The organism is Marininema halotolerans (genome assembly GCF_900116235.1).
GTDB classification, from domain to species: domain Bacteria; phylum Bacillota; class Bacilli; order Thermoactinomycetales; family DSM-45169; genus Marininema; species Marininema halotolerans.
Genome location: NZ_FPAA01000012.1, coordinates 73,434 through 87,542 on the forward strand (window position 1 = coordinate 73,434; position 14,109 = coordinate 87,542).

Annotated in this window: 13 protein-coding genes; 4 read left to right on the top strand and 9 right to left on the bottom strand. The window is 44.6% G+C overall.

The genetic code is table 11. The features are described from left to right. The first annotated feature begins 202 nt into the window (after positions 1–202). Entirely contained in the window at positions 203–553 is a 351-nt protein-coding gene (locus CHX35_RS14670; RefSeq protein WP_091838760.1) for a VOC family protein, read from the top strand. 705 nt (positions 554–1,258) lie between these two features. Here the strand turns inward: CHX35_RS14670 and CHX35_RS14675 are convergent. Continuing rightward, entirely contained in the window at positions 1,259–2,575 is a 1,317-nt protein-coding gene (locus tag CHX35_RS14675) for a hypothetical protein (RefSeq protein ID WP_091838716.1), read from the bottom strand. A gap of 141 nt (positions 2,576–2,716) precedes the next feature. Then, a complete protein-coding gene (locus CHX35_RS14680) occupies positions 2,717–4,045 on the bottom strand; it encodes a hypothetical protein (protein ID WP_091838719.1) in 1,329 nt (442 codons plus the stop codon). Positions 4,046–4,160: 115 nt separating this feature from the next. On the opposite strand from CHX35_RS14680, the gene CHX35_RS14685 reads away from it, so the two are divergent. Together CHX35_RS14685 and arsC are read left to right on the top strand one after the other, a co-directional pair. Then, positions 4,161–4,820 carry an MIP/aquaporin family protein gene (locus CHX35_RS14685; RefSeq protein ID WP_091838722.1) on the top strand — a complete coding sequence of 220 codons (660 nt, stop codon included), beginning with the start codon at positions 4,161–4,163 and terminating at the stop codon, positions 4,818–4,820. Next, positions 4,810–5,223: an arsenate reductase (thioredoxin) gene (gene arsC, locus CHX35_RS14690; protein ID WP_091838724.1), complete on the top strand. Its 414-nt coding sequence runs from the start codon at positions 4,810–4,812 to the stop codon at positions 5,221–5,223. The genes CHX35_RS14685 and arsC overlap by 11 nt, the downstream gene beginning before the upstream one ends. Before the next feature lie 449 nt (positions 5,224–5,672). Here arsC and CHX35_RS14695 read toward each other — a convergent pair whose 3' ends face one another. The 5 genes from CHX35_RS14695 to CHX35_RS14715 all read right to left on the bottom strand — a co-directional run bounded on the left by CHX35_RS14695 (position 5,673) and on the right by CHX35_RS14715 (position 11,629). Continuing rightward, positions 5,673–6,812 (bottom strand): hypothetical protein, encoded by a 1,140-nt coding sequence (locus tag CHX35_RS14695; RefSeq protein ID WP_091838727.1) that lies wholly within the window; start codon positions 6,810–6,812, stop codon positions 5,673–5,675. 114 nt (positions 6,813–6,926) lie between these two features. Next, positions 6,927–8,228, bottom strand: coding sequence for a hypothetical protein (locus CHX35_RS17625; RefSeq protein WP_176392106.1), 1,302 nt, complete (start codon positions 8,226–8,228; stop codon positions 6,927–6,929). 156 nt (positions 8,229–8,384) lie between these two features. Further along, positions 8,385–9,698: a hypothetical protein gene (locus tag CHX35_RS14705; protein WP_091838729.1), complete on the bottom strand. Its 1,314-nt coding sequence runs from the start codon at positions 9,696–9,698 to the stop codon at positions 8,385–8,387. Positions 9,699–9,812: 114 nt separating this feature from the next. Then, complete coding sequence (locus CHX35_RS14710; protein WP_091838732.1) at positions 9,813–11,123, bottom strand: hypothetical protein; 1,311 nt, start codon at positions 11,121–11,123, stop codon at positions 9,813–9,815. A 134-nt stretch (positions 11,124–11,257) separates the two neighbouring features. Continuing rightward, a complete protein-coding gene (locus CHX35_RS14715; protein ID WP_091838734.1) occupies positions 11,258–11,629 on the bottom strand; it encodes a YybH family protein in 372 nt (123 codons plus the stop codon). Positions 11,630–11,890: 261 nt separating this feature from the next. Here CHX35_RS14715 and CHX35_RS14720 point away from each other — a divergent pair, with 261 nt between their 5' ends. Beyond that, on the top strand, positions 11,891–13,279 hold the full coding sequence (locus CHX35_RS14720) for a tetratricopeptide repeat protein (protein WP_091838737.1): 1,389 nt from the start codon (positions 11,891–11,893) through the stop codon (positions 13,277–13,279). Positions 13,280–13,316: 37 nt separating this feature from the next. Here the strand turns inward: CHX35_RS14720 and CHX35_RS14725 are convergent, their stop codons facing one another. Next, positions 13,317–13,637 (bottom strand): hypothetical protein, encoded by a 321-nt coding sequence (locus CHX35_RS14725; RefSeq protein ID WP_091838740.1) that lies wholly within the window; start codon positions 13,635–13,637, stop codon positions 13,317–13,319. A gap of 76 nt (positions 13,638–13,713) precedes the next feature. Further along, positions 13,714–13,878 (bottom strand): hypothetical protein, encoded by a 165-nt coding sequence (locus CHX35_RS17630; protein WP_176392107.1) that lies wholly within the window; start codon positions 13,876–13,878, stop codon positions 13,714–13,716. Positions 13,879–14,109 lie beyond the last annotated feature (231 nt).

Sequence of the window (14,109 nt, forward strand, 5' to 3'; positions counted from 1 at the left end):
ATGGAGCATTGACCGATTTTACCGCCAAACCAGGAATAAAATGAAAAGGGCAGGTTTGTTGAAGACTCAGTTTCGAGATATGGGTCTAATATTGGATTTTTATAAAGGTTTCTGGAGTAGTAATCCAGAAGTTATTCTATATAGGGAAAGTTTGAGGAGTAACGAGAAAACTAAAATTCAAAATACCAATGGAGGTGTAGAATTGAAAGTCAAGCGAATTGTTGCAAATATTGAAACGCAGGACACTTCCAAAGCAAAACACTTTTACGAGAAAATACTAGGACTTGATCAATTAATGGACCATGGATTTATTGCAACCTATGGATCTAATGAGAAAATGGCCACTCAAATCAGTTTTTTATCTGAGGGAGGATCAGGCACACCAGTACCTGATTTGTCAATTGAAGTTGATAACCTAGACGAAGTTCTTACTCGTATAAAAGATACTGGAGTTCCAATTGTATATGGACCAACTACAGAACCTTGGGGGGTTCGGCGTTTTTATGTTAGAGATCCTTTTGGGAAACTAGTCAATATTTTAAGTCATTTATAAATTAATGGGTCAATCCAGAAATCAGTGCTTGACTAACGAGTAACCCAATGGCCCCTGTTGCATTCGACCAAGATCCCCTGAACGTTACGATCTCGATTAGGAGTAAAATAACGTCTCCGCTGACAGGCTTTCATCTTATTATTCCTTCCCACTACGACAGCATTGGTCAGCGGCACTGATGGTAATGGGTGATCTCTTGCTTCCAGTTTTCCATGGTTTTCAAACATTGATCAACGGCAGGGTGTTGAATGCTCTTCTTCCAGGGGTAGAATCAGCAACTGTGTTACCAAACATAATTTTACTGAATAATGGAAATATCAATTAAGAAGCTATCTGCGGGTTATGATCAGATAGCTTCTTAATTGATATTTAACTCATACTTTAGGGTTTAAAAGATAGAGAAATCAGGTTGTCTGAATGGATTATCCCAAGCGTTTTCGATTCCAGTCTTTTCTTGAATGTAATTTTTAACCTTGTTAATTTCCACTTATCTTTATAAGAAAATCATTAATATAAACGAATCAATTCTTTTTTAGGAAGGCATGTTTTTTATTATTCGGGCAAATTACGTTTAGTGACACGGTTGCTGGTTCTACTCCAAGGAGAGACATCAACATATTTCAAACAAGTCTGCTAGGCAAACCGAAAATCTAAATGAGTAAGGAAACAAAGGAAAATCAAAGGGTTCTTTGCTCATTTGGATGACTAATCGACGCTGATGGCTAAAGCGCTAAAAGTAATGGGGCCCACCACGAGCCCAGGAGTCCCAACAAAATCTAAAGATTCTATGGTCATGGAGTAGACATGGAAGAGAGAGTTGAGGTTAAAGTCGATGGTCTGTATCGAGATGGTAAAAAAGTTATTCAATCCGACAGGGATTAATGAATAGGGCGCATTAAATATTTCGCCTCCATCGCGGAAGATCCGGATGAGAAGCTGGGAATAAGTGACGTTGCTACTCCCCTCAAATAAACATCCGATGGTACCCTGCAGTTGAACACGATTGGCTCGAGTTGAGGTTGACGGGAGATAGACACCAGTTCCGGCGACTTGTAGGCGGTCAGGGGAGCTTGGAATGGTGAGTCGACTCCCTGGTACTTGTACACTGCGCGGGACACTGGCGTTATAGTCTAGGATCTGATTGTTTTGGTTGGCGATGGGGTTTGTATCCATATCGATTACGATTCCACTAAAGACAATGGGCCCGATCACTTGGGTTGTAGACGGTCCAATTTCTTCCGCTGTCAGGCTGTAGACATGGAACCCTGGAGATACGTTAAAGTCAATGGTGTGAAAGGCGATACTAAGGCGTTCGAAGCTGAAGAATTCCAACGTCGCCTGGGTATTAAAAATCTCACCCCCATCGCGGAAGATACGAAAGGTATGCACTGCGTTGGAGACGGTGGCGATCAGTTGTATCCCGATGGTAGCCTTCAGTTGGACGCGATTGTTTCCCTTACTGGATGGGGGAATAAAGATCCCAAGTCCTGCTATTTGTACCCGTGCGGGAGAAGTGGGAATGTCTACGGGAGAGGCGACCCCCTCTACACTTTGAGGCACACTGGCTTGGTAGTTGAGAAGGGGATTCTTGCTGCGGGTATCCGCTGTTCCAATGGCTAAGGCACTCAAAGTGATCGGTCCAATGACATTGCCTACAAAATCGATGGATTCAACGGTAACAAAATAGATATGAAAGCTTTTAGAGAGGTTGAAATCAACAGTATCAAAGGTAAAGGCGGTATCTAAACTTACAAAGGCAGAGGACTGAACATCTTGTAATGCGTTAAAAATTTCGCCACCATCCCGGAAAATACGAAATCGCAGGGTTCCTTGATCCATATTTGTATTTTCGAGTCCTACAGTCGCCGTAATCTCCACCCGGTTAGCCCCTGCATGAGAGGGAGGAATAAAGATACCAACGGAGGCCAATTGCAGTCGAGCGGGGGTGGTGGGGACGGGTATCGCTCCTGTTTGCACACTTAAGGGTACACTGGCAGCATAGTCCAGTATCTTTCTTGCCAAGAAAGGTTCAACTCCTTCAATGAGATAGAATTGTGGATGACTACATGGGTAGAGGGTCAATAACCAAAAAAATGTTGTTCGGTGGCGATATAACTAATTTCTTAAATAATAAGTATGAAGGAATAGTAAGGGTTGTGTTAATCATTGGGTTAACGGTCCAATAACTAAGGCACTCAAGGTGATCGGTCCAATGACTTCGCCAGTGTTTACAGTGGCAATATCAATTGCCTCCACGGTCATCGTATAGGTATGGAAGTGAGGTGAGACGTTAAAATCAATGGTCTGTACAGAAATAGTAAAAAAATTGATTTGCGAGATTAACGCATAGGGCGCATTAAAAATTTCGCCCCCATCCCGGAAGATACGTATCCGCAGTTGTGAATAAAAGTTGCTACCAATAGAAAATCCTCTACAACCGATGGTTCCTTGAAGTTGGACGCGGTTGGCTCCTGTCGGTATTGGTGGAATAAATACTCCAGTCCCAGCGAGTTGAAGCCGGCTAGGGGTTACAGGGATAATTAAAGGATTTTCTGTTACTTGTACACTGCGCGGGACACTGGCGTTATAATCGAGGACTTGATTATTTTGATTAGTAGCGACCGTTGTGTCCACTCCAATCACGAGTCCACTAAAGACGATGGGTCCAATTACTTGGGTTGACATAGGTGGGCCCGATGTTTGTTCTACTGTGAGGGTATAGACATGAAAACCGGCGGATACATTGAAGTCGATCGTGTGGAATGAACTGCTATTATTATCTAAAATTACTTTGTCTAGAAAAATCTCTGTATTAAAGATTTCGCCCCCATCCCGGAATATGCGAAAAAGGGATGAAGAAGATGCGGGTGGTACAAGTTGTACGCCAATGGTGGCTTTTAGTTGAACCCGATTGTTCCCATTGTTGGCGGTCGGGATAAAGATCCCTAATCCAGCCAATTGTACCCGTGCAGGCGTATTGGGAATGTTCACGGAGGGAGCTACCCCCTGAACACTCTGGGGTACACTGGCTTGATAATTAAGAATTTGATCACGATTGGCGACATTTTCTGTTCCGATGGCTAAGGCACTCAAAGTGATCGGTCCGATGACACTGCCGACAAAGTCGATGGATTCAACGGTAACAAAATAGATATGGAAACCCTGGGTGAGGTTAAAATCTACGGTATGAAAGGTAAAGGTCGTGTCTAAGTTGGCAAGGGTAGATGATTCTACGGTTTGTCGTTCGTTAAAGATTTCCCCTCCATCCCGGAAGATCCTAAATCGGACATCTCTCCCAACCATCGATAAGCTTAAGTTTTCAAGCCCTACGGTCGCCGTAATCTCCACTCGGTTGGCCCCTGCATGAGGGGGAGGGATAAAGATGCCAACAGAGGCTAATTGCAGTCGAGCGGGGGTGGTGGGGACAGGTATTGCTCCTGTTTGCACACTTAAGGGTACACTGGCCGCATAGTCCAGTATCTCTCTTGCCAAGAAAGGTTCAACTCCTTCCCACGATAGGATAGTGTATGATGGTATAGGAAGCGTGTGAACATGTTGTCTACGACACGAAGGGGATTAAAAGCAACCGGTGAGTAGAGGGGAATCGATGAGAAGAAAATTGTTATCTGAATTTATTGGAACTTATTTTCTGGTTTTTGCTGGAACTGGCGCGATTGTCGTTAATGATTTGACAAAAAGTCTGTCTCATGTAGGAGTTGCGCTTGTATTTGGAACGGTTGTGATGGCTCTTATTTATACATTTGGGCACATTTCGGGTGCTCATTTTAATCCAGCCGTCACCCTGGCTTTTTTGTTGCGGAAAGAGGTGGCAGGTAAACTAGCACTCCTCTACATCATTACGCAAACCGTAGCGGCCATTGTAGCCAGTATGACCGTTGGACGGATACTCGGACAGGAGGCAAGCCTTGGCGCCACCCTTCCACGTTCTTCTTGGCAACAAGCATTTTTTTTAGAAATCATCCTTACCTTTGCGCTCATGATCGTCATACTTGGTTCTGCTGTACATGGAAAAGCGGTGAAGTCCTTTGCTGGATTAGCGATTGGGGCAACCGTTGGATTAGAAGCCATGTTTGCAGGTCCCATTAGCGGTGCCTCGATGAATCCCGCCCGTTCGATTGGACCCGCTCTTGTTTCAGGTAACCTACAAGCGTTATGGTTGTACATTGTCGCTCCGATTCTGGGTGCCTTATTCGCGACTTGGATCTATCAATATTTACACGAAGCCGGTGAGATCGATGAAAAATAAGAAGATCATTTACTTTCTTTGCACCGGGAATTCTTGTCGTAGCCAAATGGCTGAAGGGTTTGGCAAGAAGTACTTAGGTGAGAAATTTGACGTGTATAGTGCTGGAATCGAAGCACATGGATTGAACCCGAAGGCGATCAAGACGATGGCTGAGAAAGGAATCGACATCTCGAATCAATCCTCAGATATGATTGATCCACAGATCTTCAATCATGCTGACTATGTGATCACCTTGTGTGGAGATGCTAACGATAAGTGCCCGATGACTCCCCCTCACGTAAATCGGCAACACTGGGGCTTTGATGACCCTGCTAAAGCAGTGGGAACTGAAGAAGCGATCTGGCGTGTTTTTCAACGGGTGCGTGATGAGATTGAAGAGAGAATCATCCAATTCAGCCCATAACGAAAAAAGGACCGTTCCTCAAGGGGGGGCGGTTTTTTTAATTCATTCGATGTAAGGCTCTCAACCCTCGTGTCGGGAGAATAAATGGCGAGAGAAATCGCTGTGGCTCGTCACTCCTCTAATGACTAAATACAAATCATCCACGTGTGTTTTGAAGTACGACACGACCCAAAATCTATTTTTAAACTAGTTTGCACTACAAACAAAAGATTAAATCTAGGAAAAGACCATTAGGATATGGATTCCCGATGTTCCTTTCCTCAATTGAAGGTATCATCAATCAATCGGCCCGATAGCTAAGGCGCTGAAGGTGATGGGTCCGATTACTTGCCCAGGGTTAATGACAAATGTGGTTGATTCAATCGTCATGGTATAGACATGAAAGAGAGGAGAGACGTTAAAATCTATGGTTTGGACTGCGATGGTATAATAGGGAGTCCCTGCGAAAGCTAACGGATAGGGCGCATTAAATATTTCTTCTTCATCGCGAAAGATACGAATACGTAATTGGGATTGCCCAGCAAGGACATTATAGAGACACCCGATGGTTCCTTGATTTGGACACGATTGGTTCCTGCAGGTGTCGTCGGAATATTGATCCCAGTACCAGCAAGTTGCAATTGAGCAGGGGAGCTCGGGATAGCGAGAGGACTTGCCGTTACTTGTACACTGCGAGGGACACTGGCGTTATAATCGAGAACTTGATTGTTTTGATTGCTAGCAAGCTGTGTATCTGTTCCAATTACGATCCCACTAAAGACGATCGGTCCGATTACTTGAGCGGTACCCCCCGTTAAATTTTCAACCGTAAGGGAGTATACATGAAATCCAGCAGCAACATCGAAATCAATGGTGTGGAACCCACTACTCATGAAGCTGACATTGACAAGATTCAGCGATGCCGCAGTGTTAAATATTTCAGCGCCATCGCGAAACATCCGAAAGAGGTATTGATCAGAAAAGCTAATTACACTTCCTACGCCGACGGTGGCTTTGAGTTGGACGCGATTGTTTCCTGCATGGGCTTGGGGAATAAAGATGCCAAGCACTGCCAACTGCACCCGTGCGGGAGAAGTGGGAATGACTACGGGCGGGGCAACTCCCTGTACGCTTTGCGGGACACTGGCTTGATAGTTGATCACTTGATCATTGCTTACTGTATCCGCTGTTCCGATGGCCAAGGCACTGAAGGTGATGGGTCCGATCACACTATTTACCAATGAGAGGGATTCAACAGTAACCGAGTAGATGTGAAAGCCCTGGGTGAGGTTAAAATCCACGGTATGAAAGGTGAAGACCGAGCTTTGAGTGGAAGAGAATGAAGAAGGTGTATTTTGAAGCTCGTTAAAAATTTCACCACCATCGCGGAAGATACGGAATTGAACGCGCCCGGTACTGGGAGGAGGAGTATTATTTAATACACCAACCGTAGTCGTCACCTCGACTCGGTTGGCTCCTGTAGCGGATGGGGGGATGAAGACACCAACACTGGCTAATTGCAGATGAGCAGGGGAGTTAGGAATCAATGTCTGCCCAGATTGAACACTTAAGGGGACACTGGCAGCATAGTCCAAAATTTTTCGTGCCAAAAATTATCCAGCTCCCTGTAACCGTTTGAATAGTTTATGAGGGAGCTAGAGGGTGGGAACGGCAAGGAATTGTAGAAAGCGGGAACATCAAACAAGAAGGTACGATCGGTTCGTTTAATCAATCTGCCCAATGGCTAAAGCACTGAAGGTGATCGGACCGATTACTTGCCCGGTGTTACCATTAAACGCGGTCGATTCAATCGTCATGGTATAAACATGAAAGAGGGAAGAGGCGTTAAAATCAATGGTTTGGACTGCGATGGTATAGAAGGGAGTTCCTGTGAAAAATAACACGTAGGGAGCATTAAATATTTCTCCTCCATCGCGAAAGATGCGAATACATAATTGGGATTGACTCCCGACATTATAGAGACACCCGATGGTACCTTGGATTTGTACACGATTGGCTCCTGCAGATGTAGTTGGAATATAGATCCCAGTACCAACGAGTTGCAATCGAGCAGGAGAAAACGGAATGGTAAGAGGACTTCCCGTTACTTGTACACTGCGAGGGACACTGGCATTATAATCGAGGACTTGATTACTTTGATTGGCAGCAATCTGAGTGTCTGCTCCGATCACGATGCCACTAAAGACAATGGGTCCGATGACTTGGGCGGTACCCCCCGTGAGATTTTCAACGGTGAGGGAGTATACATGAAAGCCACCAGCGACATCGAAATCAATGGTATGGAACGCACTACTTATAAACGTTAAATTAACACTATCCATCGATGCTTCAGTATTGAAAATTTCAACACCATCTCGAAAAATCCGAAATAGGTATTGATTGGTGCCACTTACACTTTCCACGCCGATGGTGGCTTTGAGTTGGACGCTATTGTTTCCTGCATTGGATTGGGGGATAAAGACACCAAGTCCTGCTAATTGCACCCGTGTGGGAGAAGTGGGAATGGCCACGGGTGGGGCGACTCCCTGCACACTTTGCGGGACACTGGCTTGATAGTTAATCACTTGATCATTGCTTACCGAATCGGCAGTTCCGATGGATAAAGCACTAAAGGTTATGGGTCCGATGACACTGTTGGTTAAAAAGACGGATTCGACAGTAACCGAGTAAATATAAAAGCCCTGGGAAAGATTAAAATCCACTGTATTAAAGGTGAAAACTGAGTTTCGAAACCCAACGATAGAAGAGGGTGTATTCTGAAGCTCGTTAAAAATTTCACTACCATCGCGGAAGATTCGGAATCGAATAAGACCGCTTGTACCGAAATTTCTAAAAATTCCAACCGTGGCCGTCACTTCGACACGGTTGGCTCCTGCAGCCGTTGGGGGAATAAAGACACCAACACTGGCTAATTGCAGCTGAGCAGGGGAGTTAGGAATCAATGTCTGCCCAGATTGTACGCTTAAGGGAACGCTTGCAGCGTAGTCCAAAATTTTTTGTGCCAAGAAAACGACAGCTCCTTGTAACAGTTTCATTTATTAGTTTATGAGAAATCTAGAGGATGGGAACAACAGGGTCATTGTAGAAAGAGGGAACATCAAAAAAGCAACGAAGGTAGAAGAGCGACGTGTCGTTGCTTTTGGAAGCCACGATCGGTTCGTTTAATCAATCGGCCCGATAGATAAGGCACTAAAGGTGATGGGTCCGATTACTTGCCCAGCGCCACCAACAAATGAGGTCGATTCAATCGTCAGGCTATAAACATGGAAGAGCGAAGAGACGTTAAAATCAATGGTTTGGACTGGGATGGTATAGAAGGGAGTCAAAGTGAAAGCTAACGGGTAAGACGCATTAAATATTTCTCCCCCATCGCGAAAGATGCGAATAAGTAATTGAGATTGACTCATGGGACCGCCACTCAAGAGACACCCGATGGTTCCTTGGATTTGAACACGGTTCGCTCCAGCAAATGTAGTCGGAATATAGATCCCAGTACTAGCCAGTTGCAATCGAGCAGGGGAAATGGGAATGGCGAGAGGACTTGCCGTTACTTGTACACTGCGGGGGACACTGGCGTTATAATCGAGGACTTGATTGTTTTGATTGGTAGTGATCTGAGTGTCTGCCCCGATCACGATCCCACTAAAGACGATGGGTCCGATCACTTGGGCGTCACCCTCTGTCAGATTTTCAACGGTGAGGGAGTAAACATGAAAAGCAGCAGCGACATCAAAGTCAATGGTGTGGAATTCACTACCAATGAATTTGAGATTGGTCGTATCCATGGATGCCTCAGTATTGAATATTTCAGCGCCATCCCGAAAGATTCGAAATAGGTATTGATTGGTGCCAATTAGACTTTGAACGCCGATGGTGGCTTTGAGTTGGACGCGATTGTTTCCTGCGTTGACTTGGGGGATAAAGACACCCAGTCCTGCCAACTGTACCCGTGCGGGAGAGGCGGGAATGGCTACGGGAGCGGCAACTCCCTGTACGCTTTGCGGGACACTGGCTTGATAGTTAATCACTTGATCATTGCTTACTGAATCGGTTGTTCCAATGGCTAAAGCACTAAAGGTGATCGGTCCGATGACACTGTGATCGTTAATGATGGATTCAACAGTGACCGAGTAGATATGAAAGCCCTGACTAAGGTTGAAATCCACCATATCAAAAGTGAAGACGGAGCTTTGGACACCAGGAATGGAAGGAGAGGGTGTATTTTGTAGCTCGTTAAAAATTTCACTACCATCGCGGAAGATTCGGAATTGAATGAGCCCTGTACTGGCAGGAGTATTTTTCAATATACCCACGGTGGCCGTCACTTCCACACGGCTGGCTCCCGCAGCCGATGGGGGAATAAAGACGCCAACATCGGCTAATTGCAGTCGAGCAGGGGTTGTCGGAATTAAAGTCTGCCCAGATTGAACACTTAAGGGGACAGTTGCAGCATAGTCTAAAATTTTTCGTGCCAAAAATTATCCAGCTCCCTGTAACCGTTTGAATAGTTTATGAGGGAGCTAGAGGGTGGGAACGGCAAGGAATTGTAGAAAGCGGGAACATCAAACAAGAAGGTACGATCGGTTCGTTTAATCAATGGGCCCGATGGCTAAGGCACTAAAAGTAATCGGACCGATTACTTGCCCAGTGCTGCCGTTACTGGCTGTTGACTCAATGGTCATCGTGTATATATGGAAAAGGGACGTAACATTAAAATCAATGGTTTGGACGGAGATGGTATAAAAGGGGGTTCCAGTGAAAAATAGTGGGTAAGGGGCGTTAAATATTTCGCCACCATCTCGAAAGATGCGAATTCGCAATTGCGATTGACCAAAGCCGATATTATAGAGACACCCGATGGTACCTTGGATTTGAACGCGATTGTTGCCAGCAAAGCTTGCAGGAATATATATTCCGGTGCCAGCAAGCTGAAGACGAGCGGGAGAGCTTGGAATGGCTAAAGGGCTGGCCGTTACTTGTACACTACGGGGGACACTGGCGTTATAATCGAGGACTTGATTATTTTGGTTGGAGGCAATCTGGGTATCTGTCCCGATCACGATGCCACTAAAGACGATAGGGCCGACCACTTGGGCGGTGCCTCCCGTGAGATTCTCAACAGTAAGGGTGTAGACATGAAAGCCTGTGGGAACATCAAAGTCAATGGTGTGGAAACCACTACTAATGAATCTGATATTAATAGTATCCATGGAAGCTTCGGTATTGAAAATTTCGCTACCGTCTCGAAAGATCCGAAACAGGTATTGATTGGTACCACTCACACTTTGGACACCGACGGTCGCTTTTAGTTGAACCCGGTTGGTTCCACTACCATTGGTAGGAATGGTGATCCCAAGGCCCGCCAATTGTACCCGTGTGGGAGATGTGGGAATCGCTACGGGAGAGGCCACCCCTTGTACACTTTGAGGCACACTCGCTTGATAGTTGAGTACTTGATCATTACTTACCGTATCCGCTGTACCTACAGCTAAGGCACTAAAGGTAATTGGTCCAATGATACTGTTTGTCAAAGAGACGGACTCTACAGTTACGGAGTAGATATGAAAGCCTTGAGAGACGTTAAAGTCTACCGTATCAAAGGTAAAAACAGAGCTTTGAAAACCAGGAGGAGAAGCCGAGGGTGTGTCTTGTTGTTCGTTGAAAATCTCATCTCCGTCTCGGAAGATACGAAAGCGAACGCTCCCCGTGCTTGATGAGACATTTTTAATTACACCCACCGTGGCAGTGACTTCGACCCGATTGGCGCCCGCACCGGAAGGGGGAATAAAGACACCGACACTGGCTAGTTGCAACCTTGCTGGGGAGGTGGGAATTAAGACCTGCCCAGATTGAACGCTTAAGGGGACACTGGCAGCGTAGTCCAAAATTTTTCGTGCCAAGAAAATGACAGCTCCTTAAATCAGTTTCATTAGTTTATGATAGTTTCTAGGAGATTGAAACGGCAGATTTACAGAAGGATATATGTAAAATACCCATTCATCAATGGAAGTGATGAATGGGTATTTTACATGCCTTACGATTTAAATGTACTTTGAACATAAGTTAAAAACCACTGGTCTCCATCTTTCACAAATACGAGATGAAGATAGTATTCCTTGTGGTAGGGGTTCCCTCCGGAATCCAAATCATCATAATGAATCAATAATAAGGCGAAGGCCATTTCCGAAGATTCGATGGTTTTCACGATTTGATACGTCATGCGCCAATCAGGATCCATAATCCAGGACTGATGAAATTGGATAAATTCATTGCGATTCTGAATCAATTTTCCATTTGGTAAAATGAGGGTGATGGTTGTCTCGTGAATGGTTGCTATAAACGCTTTGATATTCCGCTGAGTGAGGGTTTGTAGATGATGTTCCAACGATTGAATAAATGTCGTCATAGATGATTCTCCTCCAACTTATCGTTCTTTTTCCATCTACTATAAAAAAATGAGAAGTAAAAATATTGTATCATACCAGCGCCATATTCAGGCAAATATTATCAAATAAATAACAATTATATTGTTGTGATTGGATGAATTATAAATGTTAAACCAGTCTGCTTTACAAACTGAAAGTATGTTTAATCATACATGCATACAGATGAAAGGGAAATACTGAACCATACCCAGACAATTTGTGTTTATTGAGGGGGGCTTGGGATGTTTCAACAGTGGTTAGAGCAATTAACCAAAGAGCTTGGAGAAATCGGTGAAAGTTATCCTCATGCTCCTGAGCCAGATCGTTCCCGCTTAAAAGAGGAGTTTAAGGAGATTCAACTCATTTGCGAAAATGTATTAGAGGGTTGGATCACCCTCGAAGAGCAAATGGCTTTAATGGCTAAAAAATATCCGGAGTTAGCAACGGAGTCTGCTCAAGAGGATATTGGGGAGGAATTTTGGCTAGAAGGCCATGTGGTACGTTCCTTCCGTCAGGGACAAGGCTACTATCAGTTAAAGATGTTTGGAGAAGCAAAGCCTTATTTTAATCGCGTGGTTCAAGAGGCCCCGGATTTTCTGCTTGGACGGGTGTATTTAGCACTGAGTTATTTCCAACAGCAAAATTGGGAAGAGGCGAGTAAAGAATTTTATCTCGTCACGAAAACGGCGGAGCATTCCCGGTTTGTCTCCTTTGCATATCATATGCTGGGCTGTATCCATGTACAAAAAGGAGAAGATGAGCTGGCCGTTCGTCAGTTTACACGTTCATTGGATATACATGAGGAAGGTAAAGATACCTGGTTTAATCTAGGAGCCTGCTATTATCGATTGAGAAATTATCCAGAAGCGATTCCGCAATTCTTCCAATCCCTTCGTCTTGACCCGGATGATTGGGAGTCAATGTACTATCTATCCTGCTGTTATAAAGAAGTGGAACAGTGGGAGAGCGTTCGCTTTTGGCGTTCTGCGGTATATAAAAAGACGAATCACCCCATTGTGATGGAGAGCATTGCGAAGGATTTTGAAGACACAGGAGATGTCGAGGGTGCGCTACGTTGGTATCAAAAGCTGATGATTGCGGATCCGAAGAGGGCTTCTGCCTACCACGGTGTAAGTTGGAATAAATGGGCATCAGGCGATCATGATGGAGCCCTATTGCTATTACAAAAGGGATTAACGTTAGAGCCCCATAATAAAGAATATCTGTTTACTTATGTGTGGTATTTACTCCAACAAGGAGAACTAAAAAAAGTGGAGAAGGTACTTCAGAGATTGTCTGATGAGATGTTGTCTCATCCTCAATGGTTAATTCTTCGTTCACGGTGGCACGTTCATTGTGGTGATTTTACGAATGCGAAGGCAACAGCACGCCAAGTGGTTGATTCCCAGGATCCCTATACCTGTTCTCTTGGTTATTATCAATTAGGGCGTGTATTATTGGAGCAAGAAGATGTAAAAGAAGCAGCCAAACATTTTCATACAGCCCTTCAATTGTTTCCACAATGGAAGGAACCTCTCTTTTATCAAGGGTTATGTTATTTGTTGGATGGGGAGATTGAGGGAACGCGCCAATGTTGGGAGCAGCTCCCGATGATAATCTCATCCGATTAGCATAAAAAACCAAGGTCAGCGAACTGACCTTGGTTTTTTATGATGATGGATTCCAATAACGCATATAGGTCATTTCAGAGGTGGGATGTTTGCTAACGATATGTCCTTTTTCGTCAAGTTGTACTTCTACTTTTTGATATTCCTCAATACGCCAATCACCCTTCGTACGGCTGCCTACCCACTCTAATTGCACTTCGGTCCGTAAATCAGGAACAGCAGACTCTGCGGTTGCAGGAATCGCCTGTGGCAGTGTAATGACTTCTCGAGCAACTAGTAACCCGATAAGCATCATATTCATGGCGACAGCCGTCCCCAAGAGAACGGCGATCCATGATTTTTTGACGGATGTATCTTCCATATGGACCTCCATCATTCGTTTGGTACATGTGTATGGAGAAGAAGAATGAAACATACATCCATCATCTGAGACAAGGCTAACTTATTCCAAGAAGTAACCAAAGAGCAACCACAGCGATGGATATTTGATAGACAACAACAAACCAGTCCGGGTTTCCTCGGTTTTGAAATCCTTTGACTACTACATATACCGCATGAATGATGACAACGACAAGCGCAATTTGAACCAATAGTTCTGGCATCAACCTCACCTCCACTGAAAATTTATGTGGTGAGGTTTGTCTTCATGAATAGAAGGATTTTGAATGTTAGAGAATTTATTATTGGATGCACGTTTTGTAAGTGGATGGGTCTTCATTCAATTTTAATTTATCTTAATTGCGCCGAGAATACTCCCACCTCAACGAAGTAGGTGGGGGATGAATCGGCGTGACAGACTTGAGAGGGGTGTTTTTTCCCCCTCGCAAGTCTGT

What these genes read in the sequence shown, in the direction of transcription:
- CHX35_RS14685 (WP_091838722.1), top strand. Translation starts at nt 4,161, where the DNA reads ATGAGAAGAAAATTGTTATCTGAATTTATTGGAACTTATTTTCTGGTT.
- arsC (WP_091838724.1), top strand. Translation starts at nt 4,810, where the DNA reads ATGAAAAATAAGAAGATCATTTACTTTCTTTGCACCGGGAATTCTTGT.
- CHX35_RS14715 (WP_091838734.1), bottom strand. Translation starts at nt 11,629, where the DNA reads ATGACGACATTTATTCAATCGTTGGAACATCATCTACAAACCCTCACT.
- CHX35_RS14720 (WP_091838737.1), top strand. Translation starts at nt 11,891, where the DNA reads ATGTTTCAACAGTGGTTAGAGCAATTAACCAAAGAGCTTGGAGAAATC.
- CHX35_RS14725 (WP_091838740.1), bottom strand. Translation starts at nt 13,637, where the DNA reads ATGGAAGATACATCCGTCAAAAAATCATGGATCGCCGTTCTCTTGGGG.
- CHX35_RS17630 (WP_176392107.1), bottom strand. Translation starts at nt 13,878, where the DNA reads ATGCCAGAACTATTGGTTCAAATTGCGCTTGTCGTTGTCATCATTCAT.